Here is a 19,823-nt window from a genome sequence, read left to right as displayed (position 1 = left end):
ACAATGAGAGGTTATACCTGTGACCTTAATCACAAAATTTAACAACTTAATTTTCTACTCTATTGAAAGTAATTACTTGCGTATTTTTCTTGCAAAATACCTGATTTGATAATGTTTTAAACAGCCGAAGCACTTTGCTGTTGTGGTTGTGGGAGAAGGGCGAAACCAAGGAAGATGGGAACCGAACGTTTTGCCTTTCTCCCATTTTTATAAATCGAAAATAACATGACAGCGAATAATTTATTGAACGAGCTAATAGAGCTTAATAATGATAGAATAGCAGGTTTTGAAAAAGTGCTTGCAGATATTGATGATGAAAACATTGATTTGAAGGAAATCTTTCAGGAATTTGCTACACAAAGTAGAAGGTTCAGTCAGGAGTTAACGGCGGTTGTAGCATCAAGAGCTGGTGAACCTGAAACAGGAAATAGTGCGGCTGGAAGTTTGCACCGTGCTTGGATTGATGTGAAGTCGTTATTTGGTGGTTCGGATAGAACCAGTATTTTATCAGAAGCTGAACGAGGAGAGGATACCATTAAAAAGGCTTATAGCAGTGTGTTAGAACAAGGTAGATTGGAGGGCGAAGCGTTACAGGTTGTATCTGCGCAGTCTACGGCTATTAACCGGGCGCACGACACGATCAAAGCATTGCGAGATATGGCGAAACAATAAGATTGCATTTGGGGTTATTTAATTGATAATTAAACTAAAATTAAAGATGATGATGACGAATTTTTTAATGCCAAATAGAAATACAAATAAAGTTGCAATCGCAACTGGAATTGCTGCCTTAGCAGGGGTAGCTATCATTTGTGCGATCCCAAAAACTAGAAAAGCTTGTGGCGAGTGGATTTCTAATACCTTCGACAATCTTAAAAACATGACTGCTAAGAAAAATGGTGGTAGTTGGCAAGAAGATTTAGAAAAATCTGAAAAATTGAAGGGCCCTGTTGGACGTCGTAAGAATACGGCTAAAATTCAAGTGCCTTCTGCCGGAACAAATGCTTGGAAAGACGAATGGACCAGCGAATAGTGTGTTTAAAATATAAATGTGTTTAGTGTGAGCCACTTCTGTAATAGGGAGTGGTTTTTTGTTGATTATAGGCCGATAAAATAAAACCCCTTAACGTCTTAGCTAAGGGGTTTTTATCAAAAGTTAAACCTTAATATCCATAATTTTACCTTTCTTTCGGCTCTCCTCTGCCATAAAGCCCATTAAATGACTTTCAATAGAATCTTCGATGGTTGAGGTTAAAAGTTTTGGGTTCTGTTGACTAACCGCATTCACAAAGTCTCTGGTCAATAGCCAATCGCCACCACCATGACCATGGTCTTCGTAACCTTTCACATCTTGTGCCTCTGGTATAAACTTAGTTTCTTTTCTTGTTCTGAAATCGTTGTGAACCAATTCTTTCATGTCACCCACTAAATCTCCCATAGATCCCATTATTCTGGTACGTCTGCCATGGTAAGAAGTAAAGGCCTCCATAGAAAAACTTGCCGTTACACTATCTGCAAACTGTATGCTGGTTACGTAGTGGTCTGGTTGGTCGTTATCCATTCGGTAAACGCAACGGCCGTAGTTGCTGGTTTTAAGTTTCTCCAAAATGTGTTCTCTTTTATTCGGGATATTATCAGGTACATCTAAAACAGATAGAAAGTGAGTTTGTCTATCAGCATATTCTCTAACTGCAGAATAGGCGCATTCTCTCTCTACGCTACAGGTAACACATCTATCGCTACTATTGGCAGGAGCATTTTCTTTACGGAACCATTTTAAATCGCCCATGGCAACTATTTTTTTACTAGGCTTATTAATTACCCATTTAATGATATCTAAATCGTGACAAGATTTTGCTAAAATGATAGGGGTGGTTTCCTTTGAATTGTGCCAGTTTCCACGAACGTAAGAGTGCGACATGTGGATGTGCTCAATAGGTTCGAAATGTTGCACACTTACCACTTCCCCAATAGCACCTTGTTCTATCAATTCCTTCATCTTGATAAAGTATGGTGCATATCTCAACACGTGACAAACCGCTACAATTCGATTTTTCTTTTTAGCCAAAGCCAAAATATCTCTACATTCTTTTTCAGTTGGCGCAATAGGCTTCTCTAAAAGGATGTCGTAACCTAATTCCAAAGCTTTCATGCAAGGTTCGTAGTGCATGTTATCTGGCGTAGAAATTACAATAGCGTCAGCAAATTTTGGGCGTTTAAATACATCTTCCCAAGTATTAAATCTGTTTTCCTGAGGGATAGAATGGATGGTTGCATATCTCTCGTTTCTAAAAGCGATAGGCTCAGCAACACCCACTATTTTCATGTCGTTAGGGAAGTTTTCGGCATAGGTGCCATATACCATTCCTCTATTTCCTGCACCCAAAGTAATGGCTGTAACTGCCTTTTTAATAGGCTTATGAAGCGGGTTTTCTTTGATTTTATAGCGATAAGTATTCTTGTCAACCTTAGCTAAAAGGTCGGAAGTTATCACAGTTGCTCCTAGGCTTAGCGTTAAAGTTTTTAAAAGATTTCTTCTGTTCATTTTGTTAGTGTTTAGGTTGTGTTTGCTAGCAAACTAGGTTTTAACTTGGGTTAGATTTTTCCTTTAAGAACGCTTTTACAAATTCATCATCATGTAGTTGTGGGTAGTCTCGGTAGATGCGGTCAATCTCTTCACTTTGCCCGGGAGAAAGTGTTTCCTTTGGACTGATACACCAAATTCCTTTTAGTAAACCTTGCCTGCGCAACACTTCGTGGATACCAGAAATGCAGCCATGGAAATCATGCGAAGGGTCGAATAAGGCGGCATTGCTATCTGTTACCGCAACATTGTGGCTCAATAATTCATCAGCAACTGCTGCATTAGGTTTAAGCTTATGCTGTTTAATTTTCTCTAGCAATTCTACTGCTTTCTTTGTCCAAACTGCCCAATGTCCTAAAAGCCCACCTCTAAAGATTATTTCGGTTTGTCCTTCTGTGGTAGGGAAGCGGTAAGTAGTTAGCAAGTCGTTCACAATATTATCGTCATTGCCTGTATACATGGCTACTTCGTTTCTTCTGTTCGAGTTTGCTAAAGCTCGCATCACATCTAAAGTTTGGTATCTGTTGAAAGAAGCACATTTGATAGCTTCTACATTTTCAATCTCTACAAATTTCGACCAAAAATCGTAAGAGAAAATTCTGCCACCAACAGATGGTTGTAAGTAAAAACCAAAAACTGGAATTACCTGCGCCACCTGACGAACCCGCTCAAGAATATCCTCTTCGGTCCAACCTTGTAAGCCGCCCATACTTAATAAGCCCATATGATAACCATGTTTTACGGCCAATTTAGCTTCGTTAACCGCTTGTTCTGTTGGGCCGCAAATGCCGCAAACTTTAAGGAAAGGTCTGTTTAGGTTTGCTTTTGTGATTTCTTCGCTAGCTAATTCAATTACTTTTTCAAATAGATTTACTTCTGGGTCTCTAATTTCAAACTGTGTAGAGTGTACAGCAATAGCGATACCTCCAGCTCCCGAACTCATGTAATATTGGGTCAGTAAGCGCTGGTGTTGTTCGTCTAAGGTTCGGTCTTCGTTTAATGCTAATGGATGCGCTGGTATTACCGTTCCCTGCATTAAATGTGCTTTCAGCTGTTGTGATAATTTGTTCATTAAAATTTTCCTCCTCTCTCTTGAAAGTGCGTGTCTTTATTCCAAAGTTCTCCGCCATTTAAAATCCAGTTAGCGGTATGTTCAATGGCTTCTCTGATGGTTGTTCTTGGGTAGCCAAAAAGTCTATGACATTCTGAAGCGTTATTTAACAATGCTGTATCAGCCCCTGAGCCAGTAAATTGAGGTGTTTTGTTCAGCAGCAAACCGAACTGTTCTGCTATCCATTTGGTAGATAAAATTTCTGGGCCAGTAACGTTTAGCATCTTAGCTGGCGAGCTACAGTGTAGCAACGACCTAATGGCAATTTCGTTAGCATCGCCTTGCCAAATTACGTTTACGTTCTGTGTGGTTAAATCTACTGGTCTTTCTGCGTTAACTGCTTTGGCAATTTCTATCAATACGCCATATCTAAAATCAACAGCGTAGTTAAGTCTATAAATCAACATTGGGGTGTTGTTCTTCTTAGAAAAATACTCGAAAATTCTTTCTCTGCCTAAGCAAGACTGTGCGTATTCGCCAATTGGTTCTGGAGATTGCTCTTCGGATACACCGCCTTCTTTTAGGTTCACAAAAGGCAATACATTTCCAGATGAAAAAGCAACAATTTTAGAGTTTTTGAAGTGCGATGAAACTAGTCCTGGCAGATAAGCATTCATTGCCCAAGTGAAATCTTCATTGCCTGTGGTTCCAAATTTATGTCCCGCTAGGTAAATAATGTTGGGTACTTGCGGAAGTTTTTTCAAATCTTCTTCGTTCAGTAAATCGCAGGCAATGGTTTGGATGCCTTCGTTTTCCAGTTCCTCTCTTAATCCGCCAGAAGAAAACCTAGATACGCCAATAACATTTTTCTCAATTCCAGCAGCTTTTAATGCTCTCATTGTGAGTACGGCCATGCTAGGTCCCATCTTTCCACCAATTCCCAAAAACATGATGTCGCCATCTATCTTTTTGATATCGTCAATTAAGGCTTGTGATGGCGCTAAAAGTTGTGTTTCAAATTCTTTTAAATTCAGGTTCATGTGTTGTTTATTTTAGTAAGGTAATGAGGTTGCTGATGGCTAAGCCTACCAGTAGGAGTAGACCTAGTGCACCCCAAACTTTGGTAATAGGTTTGTTAACGTGTTCTTTCATGATTTCCTTGTCATTAGCAATTGAAAACATGACTACAGCTATAAATGGGACAAGGAAAATGGTAATGCTTTGCGCTAATACAATCAATTCTAGCGGTGCTTTTCCGTAGCATAGGGCGATGATAGCTCCGAAAATCATCACTAAAGAAATAAAGATTTTCACCATGTAATGATTTAGGTCATTGCCGTATTTAAAGGTGTCTCCTAATAATGAGCCGCCTAGAACCGCATTTCCAATTAGTGAAGAAAAAGATGCGCCAAATAACCCGATGAAGAAGATTGCTTTAGCACTTGGGCCAAGTAATGGTTCTAAAGCTTTGCCCATTTCGGCAGCAGAGCTGACTTGGATATGTTGCGGATATAAGGTGTTGGCTGCACAAACTAATACCGCCATACTCATTACGCCTAAAAGTAAAGTTCCGGTTTGGCTACCTCTTAAAGTGTCTTTTGCGCTGTGTCCGCCAGATAATTTTTTGCTGTTCTGTACCAAATAAGCTTGGTAAAGTGCGCCTACAATAGAAAAGCAAGACGCGGTAAATGCTATTACTAAACCAATGGAACCGTCTGGAATGGTTGGAATAAAACCTTTTGCAAATGCTTCCAACGGTGGCGGAACCATGATTGCCGTAGTTAGGAACGAAAATAATTTTAGGATAATCAGGGCAATCATCAGTTTTTCGAAAATTTTATAGAATGACCTGAAAAATAAAAGTGAGATGCCTATCAAGTTGAACACTACAATCCAGATTTTTGGGTTGGTGCCAGTTGCTTCCGAAGCTGATAAAGATACGCCTGTAGAGTTTCCAGATTGAAAGGAAACGGCAACCAGAAAAATGCCCAATCCAATAATTACGGAAGTAATTTTGCCATATTTCTTTCTAATTAAGGTAAGGATGGTATCATCAGAAGCCAAGCCAATTCTAGCCGACATCTTCGAATAAATCATCATAAAGAAAATGGCTACAACAATTACCCAGAGTAAGCTAAAACCATAATCGGCTCCCATTTTGGAAGTTATGGTCATTTTGCTTGGTCCAAAAATTAGCGAAGCGGTGATGATGCCTGGCCCAAGAACGGAAAGGGTTTTTCTTAAAAAGCTGTTACTGCTTTTGGCTGTGGTTTCCATGGTTTATTTAGTTTGTTTGAATTGGTCTATGGCTATGGTAGAAGCTTGGTTCTTAAAATTAGTTCTGACGTAATTGATAATAGCTGTAGCTTCTTCGTCTTTCAAAAAGTTAAATGCTGGCATTGGAGCCTCATATTTCACACCGTTTATGGCTTTGTCTTTTAGGCCATTTAAAATAATTTGGGACAAGGTTTTGAAATCGCCGTTTACGGTAGCCGATTTTTCAAGAGAAGGGAAAGTTCCAGCTATCCCTTTTCCATCAGCTTTATGACATGAAGCGCAATAAGCTTCGTAAAGGTTCTTTCCAGATACTTCAGTAACAGGGGCAGCGGTTGTTTTGAGGGGGCGTATGATTTCGCCAACCTCTTTTTCGGTACGGCTAAGTTTATAAATTCTGTCGTCTTCAGCCTTTGGAAAGCCTTTTTGTGGGTTCCAGTCTCTATTGCTAGAGCAGAAATAAACATCCCCATTGGGTAAAACCAATACAGAACGCAGACGGCCTAGATAATCTTTAAACAGTGTATGTTCGCCAATAATAGTTTTGCCGTCTTCCGAAAGTTTTAAAATACGAAGCGATTGACTTTTTAACGTAGTTAGGATAAGGCTTTTATTCCACTCAGGTATTTTGGTATTTCCATAATAGGCCAAACCCGCTGGTGCAATTACTGGTGTCCATGAATGAAGGGGAGTGGTAAATGAAACTGCCTTCATACTGTCCGTCTCTTTTTTTGGAGGATTTTTCCCTTCTATTAAAGGCCAACCGTAATTGTGTAATGGTTGTACAAGATTTACTTCATCTTCTACAGCATCACCGTGCTCAGAAGTGTAAATCAAACTATTTTCGCCTTGCGTAAGCCCTTGCATGTTACGGAACCCCCAAGCATATACATAACTTTCAGGTATCGGGTTATCGTTAGGGATGCTTCCATCTAAATTAATCCTTAGAATTTTTCCGTTTAATTTTGTGATATCCTGAGCATTTGCATCTATCGCAGCATCGCCAGTAGCCCAGTAGATCTTCTTATCGTTACCAATAATTATCCTCGAGCCATTGTGTCCAGTGTTGCCTGGTATCTGCAAAAGTAGTTTTGGGTTTTCTATCGAGCCATCCTTATATATATAGCTATATAAATTAGAATAGATTTTATCGTTAGTTTTGGAAGTATATGATAAAAATAAATACTGTTCACCTTTTTGTGGCTGATATAAGGCCATGCCTAGTAGGCCAGTAGTTCTTTGTTGAAAAACGTTGGGGATGGTTTTTATTAATTGAACACTACCATTGTTTAAATCGAGTTTTTTGATGCTCCCTTTTATTTCTGAAAAAATAATCCAATTGTTGGTTTTGTCGTACTGAAGATCCCAAGGTACATCTAGGCTGTCTGCTGCTGATGAAAGCGCAAGCTTAGAGTTTTCAAGCACTACTGTACTTAAAATATGCTCTTCTTTTCGCTTACAAGAGAAGATAATAAGTATAATATATATAATAAGGAGTTGCCTCATTGGTTTATAGCTTGGTGGTTCAGTGGATTAAAGTTAATCACAAATAATAATATATACAAAAAAAGATTAAAATTGTATACATTTTTTAATGCATTTGGATTATTTTTTTGTTATAAAATTTTGTTTTATCAAAAATCATTTCTACTTTCATGTAAAAGTATTCAATTAGTGTATTATAATGTATACAATTTAGTGCTTTGATAACAACCTAACGAACTATAAACCTTAAGTGCTATGAAGTGTAAATTTCTGAAAGCGAAAGGAGTACTGAGATCTCGGTATCTTTTATTGCTTTGCGCTATCTATCCGGGTATAAGCCAGGCCGGAAATAATGATAGTGCCAATTCTTATGAAGTTGACAATCTCGCCTCTCTTGATGCGAATTTTGCTACTACAAACGTCTTGTTTCAAAGAACTGTCGTCGGATTTGTTAAAGATGAAGAAGGAATGCCTTTGCCAGGAGTAGAGGTGCGTAATCTTAAAACGTCGGCTGTTGCAGTAACCGATGGTGATGGTAAGTTTCAAATTACTGCATCCGAAACGGATAGGATACAATTTAGGCTAATCGGTTTTGCACCGGTGGAACTGGCTCCTAAAGACGCAGCATCTGTTGTAATGAAAGCCGAAACTAGTAAGTTGAATGAGGTAGTGGTAGTAGGATATGGTGAGCAGAAAAAGGCAAATATCGTAGGGGCGGTTGCTTCGGCCAAATTTGACGAAACCGTAAGCAGTAGAGGTCTCTCGAATGCTTCTTCGGCATTACAGGGCTTATTACCTGGTCTAGCGGTTACGCAAAGTTCGGGTATGGCTGGTAACAATGCAGCAGAACTTTTAATTAGAGGTTTGGGAACGGTAAACAATGCTGGGCCACTGGTAATTGTAGATGGTATGCCCGATGTAAATATGAATAGGGTAAACGTAAATGATATTGAAAGTGTTTCTGTGCTAAAAGATGCTTCAGCGGCTGCGGTTTATGGGTCTAGAGCAGCAAACGGAGTAATATTGATTACCACCAAATCTGGTAAACGTAATACTAAACCAAGTATTAGCTTCAATAATAGCTTGTCATTGGTTAGTCCAACAGCAAACGTAGATTTTGTAAATAATTACGCAAAAGCACTAACTGCTACACAGGTTGCGCAATCAGCTACCACTTTGCCTAACGCGTTTAACTTTAAAAACGGCACAATTGATCAATGGTTAGCTTTGAGCATGATCGATCCAAAAAGATATCCAAGTACCAACTGGTGGGATGTGGTTTTGAGAGATGGTTTAGCGCAGAATTATAATGTTTCTATTAATGGAGGTAGCGATAATAGCAATTACTATTTGTCTCTAGGCGCTTTAGATGAGCGTGGAATACAGATCGAAAATAACTTTAAGCGTTACAACTTGGCATTTAATATGGATACCAAGATTGCTGAAAAACTGACTTCGGGTATTAGGTTTGCTGGCAACTGGTCGCAATTTAAGTACAACTACACCGAGGGTATGACGGCAAACGGTGCTAGTGGTCTAGATTTATTCTCGGCGCCAGCAGGTATTTTGCCTTTTGATCCAGTTACTGGGTATTATGGCGGGGCGATGGCCTACAACGAAAGTTCTCAGGCTTCTAATATGTATGCAGATTACATGGTTAGAAACAGAAACAACATGGACCAAAAGCAGGCAAATTTAAATGGATATTTAGAGTGGAAACCAATTTCAGGGCTTACTGCAAACGTGAACTACTCACTTAGCTATAACGACAGGTTCGATTGGAGGGCTGATATGCCTACACAGGCGTATAATTTTCAAACAGATGCTTGGGGGCCTAGAATTTATGTAGGTAATAATGAGCCTATCTACAACACAGATCGTGAGAATTTTAAAACGCAGTTAAATGCTAGTTTAGGTTACGATAAAACCTTTGGTAAATCACATGTATTTTCGGCAAAAGCAATTTACAGTGAAGAGTTCTGGAAAGACAGATACCTTGCTGCTAGTAGAGGTACGCGTTTAAACCCAAATATTTTTGAGATAGATGGAGCGTTAAATGATGTTCAAACCACTGGGGGTAGTTCAGAGATGGAGGGATTAAGATCGTATATCGGACGTTTGGGCTATACTTTTAAAGATAGATATATCTTAGAAGGTACTTTCAGGGCAGACGGTTCTTCTAAATTTTTACCAGGCGATAGGTATGGTTATTTTCCAGCTGGAGCGTTTGGATGGCGTTTATCAGAAGAGGAGTTTATTAAACCATTTTTACAGAAGATCAAAATTAACTCTGCAAAATTTAGGGTTTCTTATGGTAGTTTGGGTAACAACGTTGGTGTTGGAAGATATGAACAACAAGAATTACTTACAGCCGGTCATTACTTTATAGATGGTGCTGCCGTGGTTGGTTTAACCAATAAAAAATTCATCAATTACGCCCTTACTTGGGAAAAAACGAATATTCTTAACGTAGGTTTCGATGTGTCTATGCTAAATAATAAGCTCTTAGTAGAGTTAGATTATTATGATAGAAAAACTATAGGTATGAACAGATCATCCGATTTATCAACCCATTTATTAGGTGTTTTCATTGCTCCGAGAAGAAATATTGGTGATATGCTAAACCAAGGTTTCGAAGCCAACTTAACTTGGAATGATAAAAAGGGCGATTTCAGGTACATGGTTAACTTAAACTATTCTACAAACAGAAATACTTTATTGTCATGGAGTGAGACTTTACAAAGAGGCTCATTGTTTGTAAACATGCCTTACAATTTCGTTTATGCCTTCGAATCGATTGGTATAGCACAAACTTGGGAAGATGTTTATAAAGCAACACCGCAGGGTGCGGCACCTGGAGATATCCTGATTAAAGATTTAAACGGCGATGGTAGAATTGACGCTAATGATAGAAAAGCTTATCCTAACCAACAGTTGGGGCGTCCAACATCTAATTACGCTTTAAGGGGTTCGGCATCATGGAAAGGCTTTGATATGGCTATTTTATTACAAGGGTCTTATGGCAGAAAAGAGTTTTGGATGAACAGGGTAAACAGTTCTTTCTTGGGTACATCTGCACAAGCAGTTACCAACGAACAGTTAAATCAAACTTGGAACTTAGACAACAGAGGAGCGGAATATCCTAGATTACTTCCTAGTGCATTAGGTTCAACAAGTACCAATAATTATGTAAGTACTTTTTGGTTACAAGATTTATCGTACCTAAGGTTGAAAAACATACAGTTGGGCTATACCTTTAAAAACAGCGTTATTCAAAAAATTGGCGTAAAGAAAATAAGAGGTTTTGTTTCGGCTGATAACTTGTTAACGTTTACAGGCTTCAAGGGTTTAGATCCAGAGAAGAGCACTTATGCTAACGATTCGTACCCGATTACAAAAACGTTTGTGTTTGGTTTAAACTTTGACTTTTAATGAATAATCGCATGAATAAGAAATTTACATATATAGTTCTTTCCATTTTATCGGTTGCTTTTATGAGCAGCTGTCGGAAAGATTTATTAAATCAGAATGCTACGGTTTCTCCCAATAGTAATACTTTTTGGCTTACTGAGGCTGATGCCGTAACTGGCTTAATGGGTAACTACAACGAATTTAGACCATGTTTTGATAGGGATTACCATTTCGATGGACATGGAGATTTCCTCAAAATGTACAATACTGGAGTGGCTCCAATTAGTATGACGGTAAACAATCCGAGTTCTTATGGTAATGGCGCCGCCACACTTTACAGAGAATTGTATGGTTCTATCAATACATCCAATTATGTAATTGATAATGTAAGAGCAAAATTGTTGCCTAATGCAAAAACAGCAGCATCAAAGCAAAATTTAGAGGCAATTATTGGCGAAGCTCGTTTACTGAGAGGTATAGCTTATTTCCGCTTAATTTCTTTGTGGGGCGATGTACCGTATATCTACAAGATCGTTAATGCACCAATAGAGGTGGATACTATTTCAAGGTCGTCAATTACGAAAGTGAAAGATTCTATCTACGCAGATTTTACTTATGCGGCAGAGAAGTTGCCAAACAGGGGATCTGCTATTGGAAGAGCTGGTAAACCTGCTGCTTTAGCTTTCAGAGGTAAGTTGCAACTGTTTTGGGGTTCTTGGAAAAAGAATGGCTGGCCAGAATTGGAAGGCTTTCAGCAATCTGCTACCGAAGCTAGAACTGCGTTTGAAGGTGCAGCAGCAGATTTTAACCGCGTAATTACCGAGTTTGGTTTAAACTTATTTAGAGGTGGTGCACCAGGCGAATGGGGCGAAATGGGCAAGGCCGATGTATTGCCAAATTATTACTACATGTTTATCCCTTCTACGGGTAATCCAAATGCCGATGGCGAGATGATCATGACCCTTACTCACGGTGGTAACGCAACTGGCCAAAGTGAAGAATACATGAGGGTTTGGACCGGCGTATCTGTAGGTCTGTCACAAAATCAGGCTATCCCTAGATATGAATTGGCAGATAGGTATCAATCTACCATTACTGGTGATTTTTTACCTAAAATGACACAAATGAACCCAACCGTTCCTGCAGTAGGAAATGTGGCTCGTACAACTCCAAACTCTTCAGTTAATCCTGATTCTTATAAAGACAGAGATTATAGAATGAAAGCTACTTTGTTGTGGGATAATGAAAAGATCATGGGTATTGGTACTACAGAAACTACCGGTTTCGTGGCATTTCGCTATAAAACTTGGAGTGGCAACATCACTATCGATGGGGTAAGTTATCCTGCGTTTAATGATAACACAACCAATCTTTCAGGTTTGCAATCTAGAAAGTTTGTACGTAACTATGGTGGTCAAAACAGAAGTTCTGGCGATTACAATTGGCCTTTAATGCGTTTGGCAGATGTTTTCTTGATGTATGCAGAAGCTACCAACGAGGTAAATGGACCTCAGCCAGCAGCTATCGCTCTGGTAAATAGGGTTAGGGCTAGAGGTAAGTTGCCTGCATTGGCGGCGTCAAAAACTTCTTCTCCTGCAGCTTTCTTCGATGCGATAGAACAAGAGAGAATAGTAGAATTGTTTGGCGAGGGTCAAAGAGCCTTTGATTTAAGAAGATGGAGAAAGATTGAAACGGTTTTTGGTGCTCCTTATGGTGCTGGAAAATGGTTTCAAGATAGCTGGGGAGCTAACTGGGAACGTTTCTTCTTCAATGCTGATGAGCTAGTTTATCAACGTTGCTACATTTATCAAATTCCAGAAGCAGAAAGAGTAAGAAACAATAATCTTACGCAAAACAAACCTTGGAGATAATCTTTAAATCATAAAAAACATGAAAAAAATATTCATATTTCAATTAATACTGGTGCTGTTTGTAATAGCTGCTTGTAAAAAAGATTATCCAATGGATGATGACGGGCTATTGATCACAAATAGATCAGATTGTTATGTAAGTGCCTTTGAAATCTTGGGTGCTGACTTCCAGACTGTAAGAACAAAAGCGGCAACTATCGACACCACAGCGCAAACCATCAATGTGGAGGTGTTTTACGGTACAGATTTGAAAAACCTGTATCCTCAGTTCAGTTTGGTGATTGATGCAGTGCTAGATCCAAAAATTGTTGGGAAGGTAGACTTCTCTGATCTATCTAAACCTAAAGAGTGGACGGTAGTTTCTGGTAACCGCAAAGTGAGAAAAACTTATAAAGTTTATTTAACTGTAAAACAATAAGCTAAGCAAAATGAAAAAGATAAATTTTAAAATATTGATGTCTTTAGTGCTGCTTGCTTTGTGCTTGGGCGCATGTAAAGACAAGGAATACGCTATTCCAACTGCATCAGATAAGTTGCAGAACGATTTAATCAAGAGGTCTTTGGGCCCAAATATTGTAGGTGGAACTATCGAATTTGCCTATGCAGCGGCTATCTTGCCAGAAAAAGGTAAGTTGACATCTATGACGGTTGAGGCTAGCATAGCAGGAGCTACAGGAACATATTTAGATCATCGGTTTTATAATACGAACAACTCAGGAACCGACGTAGGTGCCGCTGTTGGTGATCCATCTGTAACTACAGGGAAAACTACACAGGTAACTTACACTGCCGATTTTTCTGCAGCAACACTACGTTATTTCTATAAAATTCCAGAAGAAGCTCGTGGAAAAAACATCAGCTTTACATTCACTGCAAAATCTAGTAATGGCGAAACAATCACTTATCAGTCTGGGCCGCATGAAATAAGGAACATGGATATGGCTTTAGATTTAGTAGCTAAAGATGGTACAGATTTTTATCTGTCTATTGCAGATATGAAGATGTACAATGCAACTTTTGCAACTGCAAATCCAGATAAGATTGATTTGGTTTACCTGTATAGAGCGCCAACAAATGTGACTTATTTACATTCCTTAGTGGCGCCAACAGCAGATCCAATTTACTTGCCAACATTTACTATGCCTACGGCTTTAAAAAACAAAACAAAAATTGTAAAAGCTTTCACCGTACGTGATCAGCAATTAGCCAGATTACAATTTGGGGTTTTTGTGGATGATGTGGATTTAAGATCTAAAGATTTTACCGATGCTCCAGATTTTGCAATTAACATGAGAGCAGAAGGTGGTGTTTGGGTACAAACCGCAGATGGAAAGTACAATGCTTATATTTATGTAAATAGTGTAAACAATACCACCAAGGAAATGAGGTTGAGTATTAAAAGGTTGACAGTTAGATAACTATGTTCAAATTATATTTGGTTAGAACTGCAAATAAAGGAAAGCTTGTAATGGCTTTCCTTTGCAGTTTATTTGCGTTTCAGGTTGTTTCTGCCCAGCAGCATGGTGAAGTAAAAAGCCAATTGCTCGAAAATAAAAAGGCTAAGGTGAATAGTCAGATTGTTAAAACATCATTTAACGGGCAAAGCGCTTTTTATGTTGATGGAATTAATAGAGACTTGGAAACAGTTGCTACTCCAGATTTGGAGTGGACGGTTCAAGTTCCTAAATCTGGTTTATACATTTTAGAAGCCGAAACAGTGCCGGTTGATCTGGATAAACTTAAAAAAGAGGATCAAACTGGGAAATTAACGTTGAAAGCAAAGTTTAAAAATGGAGACGATAGGCCAACTTTTCGCATCGTTTACGATGTATACAAAGGTGGTTTGCAAGAGTTGGGCAAGTTCGATTTTAAATCTAAAAACCAAAAATTAAAAGTTTGGCTGCCAGCTAATTTGGTGCTTAAAAGATTGTCTATAAAACCTTTTGTGGCTCCGGGACCTCCTGCAGATGCAGAAAATTATGTGCCAAAAATTGTTCCGCCGAGCGGTCGACCAAGATTGTGGGTGAACCAAGAAACATTACCTATAGTTAGAAAAAGGCTTCAGGATACAGCTCATGCAGCGGCTTGGAATGCGGTAACGGCTACAGCAAAAGCACCATATCAATTTGCTTTTAATAAGGATAAAGAGATTTTTCACAATGAGGAGCTAGAAAAGATAATAGAAACAAAGGCATTCTATTATTTGATGACAGAAGATAAAAAAGTAGGACAGGAAGCTGTACAATTGGCGTTAAACTATCTTTCAGTATTAGAATTTGGTAATGTTTCTTATGGTGATATTACAAGGGAAGTAGGACGAGCAATGTACGCGGCGTCTCTGGTTTACGATTGGTGTTATCCACTCATGAATACCGAGAGTAGAACGCAATTGCGAAAAGATTTAATGCGATTAGCTACCGATATGGAAATGGGCTGGCCGCCTTTTCACGGTATCGAAAGTGTGGTTAACGGTCATGGAAATGAAGCGCAAATTTGTCGTGATTACCTGTCAATGAGTATTGCCATTTACGACGAAGATCCGCTTCCGTACAAATTTACTTCTTATTGGATATTGGATCAGTTGGTGCCTTTACGCAAATTCGAATATCAATCGCCGAGACACAACCAAGGTATCGATTATGGAGGTTACAGGTTTGGTTGGGAAATGCATGCGGCTTGGTTATACTACAGAATGTTAGGCTATCCAGTATTTGATGATAATATTAAAAACCTGCCCGAATATTGGGTTTACATGCGTACGCCAGATGGCAAAATGCTTCGTGATGGAGATATGTTTAACGTAAAATATGGCAAAAGCGAAAATTTCTATTGGAAAAATCCGCAAACCATGTTGCTTTGCTACGCTTATTCTAGTAATGCGATCATAAAGGGCGAGTTTGTAAAACAGGGAGGTTTGAAAGATAATCCTGTCTTGTTTTTACTGTTAGATGATCCAGCGCTTAAACCAGATTTTGATTTAAAACAACTGCCTTTAACCAAAGATTTTGGACCAGTGCTCAATAGCATGGTAGCAAGAACTGGCTGGGACGAAAAGAGGAGTAGTGGCGATGTAGTAGTGGAGTTAAAAGGTGGTGGTTTTCATTTCGGTAACCATCAACATGCAGATGCTGGTGCTTTGCAGATTTACCACCGAGGTATACAGGTTGGCGATTTAGGATTGTACCTTTCTTACGGTTCTCCTTACGATTTCAACTATAATAAAAGATCAGTTTCTCACAGTATGATGCTGGTTAGAGATCCAAAAGAACCGTTGCTGTTCAGAACCAAAACTAACGATGGCGGTACAAGATTTAGCCAGCGTTTTCCAAGAAATGTAAATGAAGTCCTTAATGATCCATGGTTTCAGACTGGTTTTGTGCGTTCTTCGGCTGTAGGTTCAGATCGTTTAAAGCCTTCATTTAGTTATTTTAATGTTGATATAACGAATGCTTACTCAGAAAAGGTAGAATCTTACACTAAAAGCATGTTATTTCTCAATTTGAAAAGAGATGATGTGCCAGCGGTGATGATACTTTTAGATCATGTGGTTTCTAAAGAAGCTGGAATGAAAAAATATTGGCAGATCAATTCATTAGAGACGCCTGCCTTAGCTGATGGTAAATTTGCACTAACAAATGAATTGGAAGGAAAAGAGGCGGTGACTTATGTAAATATGTTTAAACCAACGTTGGCCGAGCGTGTAGTAAACATATTGTCTGGCGATTCTAGTACAAAAGTATTTGAAGATATGTACACTGTTAAATCTGTTTGGCCAGAAGCTAAAGGCACCAGAATTATGGTAAGCCCTAAAAAGGAAGAAAAACTATCGGAGTTTGCTACTATATTTCAGATGACAGAAAAGGGAGCAAAGGAACTTCCAGTTGAAATTGCAGAGAAAGATCACTATTTTACATTTAAACTGGCGGATAAAATAATCGTTTTAGCAAAACCGAATGTTTATCTAAAAGAGGAAATTAAAATAGATGTACCTAAAGATCAATCTTATGAGTTGATTTGTGTAGGATTGAAAGCGGGTTTTTGGAGTGTTGAAAGCTTAACTAATAAAAAAACAGTTGATAAGAATGTATTAAAAGATCAAAATTCAATTTCTTGGAATGCTGAAGCTGGATCTTATGTTTTACTTCCTAAAAGAGTGAATTAACTACTAAGATTGTAGATATTGAATTGTATTCTTATTTTTGGTTATAAATGTATGCAGAATGAAGGAAGATTCGTTAGCCTATAAGGTATATTTGGAGGTGAGAAAGAAAATTCTTTCGAGCCAATTGGCTGGAGGATCTCGTTTAGTAGAGAATTTTTGGGCCGAAAAAATGTCGGTAAGCAGGGTTGCTGTAAGAGAGGCTTTTATGCGATTGGCGGGAGAGAGTTTGGTGGAGTTTGGAGGTAAGGGCGGTTGCTTCGTCAAAAGTATGACCATCGCTGATGTTAAAGAGATACGTGAGATCAGGGAAATACTAGAAGTTGGTGCATTAAAAATCCTTTTCGCTAAAAAAGATAAGGAAGTGGTAAGTGAGTTGGAGCTAATTTGCAACGACTTTTCGGAAATGGTGGAAAAGGGTTATTACGGTGGCGCTTGCGAAGCTGATGTGAAATTTCATGAAAAAATGATCGAAAGTTCTGGCAATGATCGATTGATTTCAATGTATAAAAACAGCAATATCCCTTTGTTTCACATGAGATTAGGTGCTGTGATGGATCAAATGGAAGACTATCAAGATACAGATAGAGAACACAGAGAAATAGTGAAAGGTTTAGCTACAGATAATTGGGAATTATCTCATTCTTCGTTGGTTAGACATCTTTACAGGGGAGAGCAAGAGGCGTTGGAACTTGTTGAACTTGTATAAAAAAGAGGGGTCTTTAAATGATCCCTCTTTTTTTTGTCTGATACTGAACTAATAATCCTTTTTCAGCTTCCGTAATAATTAGTCCTTTGTTTCCAGAAGGATCTAAAGCGCAATTGGTTGGATTGTTGCCTAACGAGCTAATTTCTTCCTTCAATACACCGTTTTTGTCCCAAACTTTCACTTTCCCAGATCCGTAAACCGCTACATATAAATTGCCATCTTCATCAAAAGCAATTCCATCGGGCCCAATTGAACCTCCAGTTTCTGCAAATAAGCTCTTGTTGCGAAGTTGCTTGTAGTTAGCATTCCATTCAAAACTCCATATTTTCTGTGTCCCAGTTTCGGCAACAAATAATTGAGTTTGTTCTTGGTTTAATGCCAATCCGTTAGGATAGTACATTCCTTCAAAAATCTTTGATAGTTTTTTATCAGTGCCTAAGCAGCAGATGTATCCGGTGTTGTCTTCTAAAGTATCGCCAGGACAAGTAAATAATAAATTCCCGCTTCGATCAAAAGCTAAATCATTCGGCATTTTAAGTGCTTGATTTCCAAAGTGGCTAACTATGGTTTCTGTAGTCCTCAAAATCGGGTCAAAAGTCCTAATGCTGTTCTGTTTCGAATCGCAAAACCAAACCAAATCATTCTCGTCAATAGCAATGCCGTTGGGTGCGCCATCTACAAAATGTCTTTGGGTTGTATTCTCGCTTATAAATACCAGATTTCCAGCATCTTTTTCAACCAACCAAATGTCGCCTTTACTGTCAAAACAAGGCCCTTCGGGAAAATTTAAATCGTTCAAAATTATTGACATAGAAAAAAATTATCTTTTTATTTAAATGTATACATAAAAATTGTAATTTAGTATACAATAATAATCATTTATGGGATACATGTTTTTAATTGTGTTCTTTTAAAAGTAGTCAAATATTAATAATAACGAATAGCGTTTTATGCAAGAGAATTTAAAATCTGCAGCCATTTTGCAGAACAATGAACAGTGGATACCTGGAGGGGTTGTTTCTTTAAATAGAAAAACGGAACCTAATATTTGTTTTGTAAAAGGGCAGGGTAGTCGGGTGGTGGATGCTGATGGGAAAGAATATATCGATTATCAAGCTGGCTTTGCAGCTTCTTTCTTCGGGCATAACGATCAAGATATTAACGACGCGGTAAAGCGTACACTTTCAGAAAGCCAAGTGTTAATGGGCGCTGGCCCAACATTGCTAGAAGGTGCTTTCGCAAAAATGTTTTGTGAAAGTGTACCAAGTGCAGAAAGTATACAAATTACTACTACTGGATCTGAGGCTACTTATCACGCCATTAGAATAGCAAGAGCGGTAACTAAACGTGATCATATTATTGTAATGCAGGGTGGTTATAACGGCTGGCATAATGATGTAGCTTGTAACGTAATCAGCAAGTTAGAAGATGTGGGTGCTTATGTAAGTCCGGGCGAATATCCTTTCGATTCGTTAAGTGCCGGGGTGCCAAAATCGCATAGCGACTTAGTGCATGTGGTAAACTACAACGATTTGGACAGCATCAACTATGTTTTAGAAAAATATGATGTAGCGTGTATTTTATTAGAACCGCTTTTGCAAAATATTGGTATCGTTAAGCCGCAAGCTGGTTATTTAGAAGGTTTACGAGAATTATCTGATAAAAACGGTTGCTTGCTAATATTTGACGAAGTAAAAACTGGCTTCAGGCATGCGCTAGGGGGTTATCAATCTATCTGTGGTGTAACGCCAGACTTGTCTACATTTGGTAAGGCGGTAGCAAATGGTTATCCGTTGGGCGTAATTGCTGGCAAGAAAAAATACATGGACTATTTCGTTCATCCTGATAAGGAAAACAGAGTTTTAATTGCCGGAACTTATAATGCTTTTCCTTTGACAACGGCTGCGGCTATTGCCACTTTAGAGAAATTAAAATCGCCTGTGCATAAGGTATATGAGCACGTAGAGGAATTAGGGGCTGCTTTAGAGAAAGGTTATCAGGAAATATTTTCTAAATTAGACAGACCAGTGTATGTTGCCAGACAGGGGTCAGCTTTTTGCGTGTATTTTATGGACCACGAGCCAGTAAATTTTCATGATGTTTTATTAAATCATGATTTTGATTTCGATGGTCGCTATCGCAAAGAATTGATAAAAGGTGGTGTATACAATTTTCCTGCGCCTATTAAGCAAGGAAGTATTTCTTTTGCGCATACCATGGAAGATATTGAGCAAACTTTAGAAGTAACAGCACAGGTTTTAAAACAAATATAATTGAGA

At 38.6% G+C, this 19,823-nt stretch carries 15 protein-coding genes; 9 read left to right on the top strand and 6 right to left on the bottom strand.

Annotation, left to right across the window (positions count from 1 at the left end; translation table 11 throughout):
* Nucleotides 1-225 precede the first annotated feature (225 nt).
* The gene (locus AC23ME_RS08060; RefSeq protein WP_487727241.1) at nt 226-672 is read left to right on the top strand and encodes a ferritin-like domain-containing protein; all 447 of its coding nucleotides are present in this window, start codon (nt 226-228) and stop codon (nt 670-672) included.
* A 49-nt stretch (nt 673-721) separates the two neighbouring features.
* Nucleotides 722-1,033 (top strand): hypothetical protein, encoded by a 312-nt coding sequence (locus AC23ME_RS08055; RefSeq protein WP_487727240.1) that lies wholly within the window; start codon nt 722-724, stop codon nt 1,031-1,033.
* Between the two features lie 123 nt (nt 1,034-1,156).
* Here the strand turns inward: AC23ME_RS08055 and AC23ME_RS08050 are convergent, their stop codons facing one another.
* From AC23ME_RS08050 to AC23ME_RS08030, 5 genes are read right to left on the bottom strand one after another with little or no spacing between them, the layout of a single operon-like run.
* Nucleotides 1,157-2,545, bottom strand: a complete 1,389-nt coding sequence (locus tag AC23ME_RS08050; RefSeq protein WP_487727239.1) for a Gfo/Idh/MocA family protein — start codon at nt 2,543-2,545, stop codon at nt 1,157-1,159.
* Nucleotides 2,546-2,585: 40 nt separating this feature from the next.
* Nucleotides 2,586-3,656, bottom strand: a complete 1,071-nt coding sequence (locus AC23ME_RS08045) for a dihydrodipicolinate synthase family protein (protein WP_487727238.1) — start codon at nt 3,654-3,656, stop codon at nt 2,586-2,588.
* Nucleotides 3,656-4,675 (bottom strand): NAD-dependent epimerase/dehydratase family protein, encoded by a 1,020-nt coding sequence (locus AC23ME_RS08040; RefSeq protein ID WP_487727237.1) that lies wholly within the window; start codon nt 4,673-4,675, stop codon nt 3,656-3,658. Before AC23ME_RS08040 ends, AC23ME_RS08045 begins: the two co-directional genes overlap by 1 nt.
* 7 nt (nt 4,676-4,682) lie before the next feature.
* Nucleotides 4,683-5,912 (bottom strand): Nramp family divalent metal transporter, encoded by a 1,230-nt coding sequence (locus AC23ME_RS08035; RefSeq protein WP_487727236.1) that lies wholly within the window; start codon nt 5,910-5,912, stop codon nt 4,683-4,685.
* 3 nt (nt 5,913-5,915) lie between these two features.
* Complete coding sequence (locus tag AC23ME_RS08030) at nt 5,916-7,415, bottom strand: PQQ-dependent sugar dehydrogenase (RefSeq protein WP_487727235.1); 1,500 nt, start codon at nt 7,413-7,415, stop codon at nt 5,916-5,918.
* A 234-nt stretch (nt 7,416-7,649) separates the two neighbouring features.
* Between AC23ME_RS08030 and AC23ME_RS08025 the strand changes: the two genes are divergently transcribed.
* Genes AC23ME_RS08025 through AC23ME_RS08000 form a run of 6 tightly spaced genes read left to right on the top strand, consistent with a single transcriptional unit; the run spans nt 7,650 to nt 17,544 of the window.
* Nucleotides 7,650-10,826, top strand: a complete 3,177-nt coding sequence (locus AC23ME_RS08025; protein ID WP_487727234.1) for a SusC/RagA family TonB-linked outer membrane protein — start codon at nt 7,650-7,652, stop codon at nt 10,824-10,826.
* Between the two features lie 11 nt (nt 10,827-10,837).
* Entirely contained in the window at nt 10,838-12,676 is a 1,839-nt protein-coding gene (locus AC23ME_RS08020; RefSeq protein ID WP_487727233.1) for a RagB/SusD family nutrient uptake outer membrane protein, read from the top strand.
* A 19-nt stretch (nt 12,677-12,695) separates the two neighbouring features.
* Entirely contained in the window at nt 12,696-13,094 is a 399-nt protein-coding gene (locus tag AC23ME_RS08015; RefSeq protein ID WP_487727232.1) for a hypothetical protein, read from the top strand.
* Nucleotides 13,095-13,104: 10 nt separating this feature from the next.
* Nucleotides 13,105-14,094 carry a DUF4466 family protein gene (locus AC23ME_RS08010; protein ID WP_487727231.1) on the top strand — a complete coding sequence of 330 codons (990 nt, stop codon included), beginning with the start codon at nt 13,105-13,107 and terminating at the stop codon, nt 14,092-14,094.
* 2 nt (nt 14,095-14,096) lie between these two features.
* Nucleotides 14,097-16,838 (top strand): hypothetical protein, encoded by a 2,742-nt coding sequence (locus AC23ME_RS08005; RefSeq protein WP_487727230.1) that lies wholly within the window; start codon nt 14,097-14,099, stop codon nt 16,836-16,838.
* Nucleotides 16,839-16,896: 58 nt separating this feature from the next.
* The gene (locus tag AC23ME_RS08000) at nt 16,897-17,544 is read left to right on the top strand and encodes a GntR family transcriptional regulator (RefSeq protein WP_487727229.1); all 648 of its coding nucleotides are present in this window, start codon (nt 16,897-16,899) and stop codon (nt 17,542-17,544) included.
* A gap of 13 nt (nt 17,545-17,557) precedes the next feature.
* Here AC23ME_RS08000 and AC23ME_RS07995 read toward each other — a convergent pair whose 3' ends face one another.
* Entirely contained in the window at nt 17,558-18,355 is a 798-nt protein-coding gene (locus AC23ME_RS07995) for an SMP-30/gluconolactonase/LRE family protein (RefSeq protein ID WP_487727228.1), read from the bottom strand.
* 139 nt (nt 18,356-18,494) lie between these two features.
* Between AC23ME_RS07995 and AC23ME_RS07990 the strand changes: the two genes are divergently transcribed.
* The gene (locus AC23ME_RS07990) at nt 18,495-19,817 is read left to right on the top strand and encodes an aspartate aminotransferase family protein (RefSeq protein WP_487727227.1); all 1,323 of its coding nucleotides are present in this window, start codon (nt 18,495-18,497) and stop codon (nt 19,815-19,817) included.
* The last annotated feature ends 6 nt before the right edge of the window (nt 19,818-19,823 follow it).

This window comes from Pedobacter sp. T50_32, from assembly GCF_057652195.1.
Note: the sequence above shows the minus strand (reverse complement) of the source record. Positions and strands in the feature narration are given on the sequence as shown.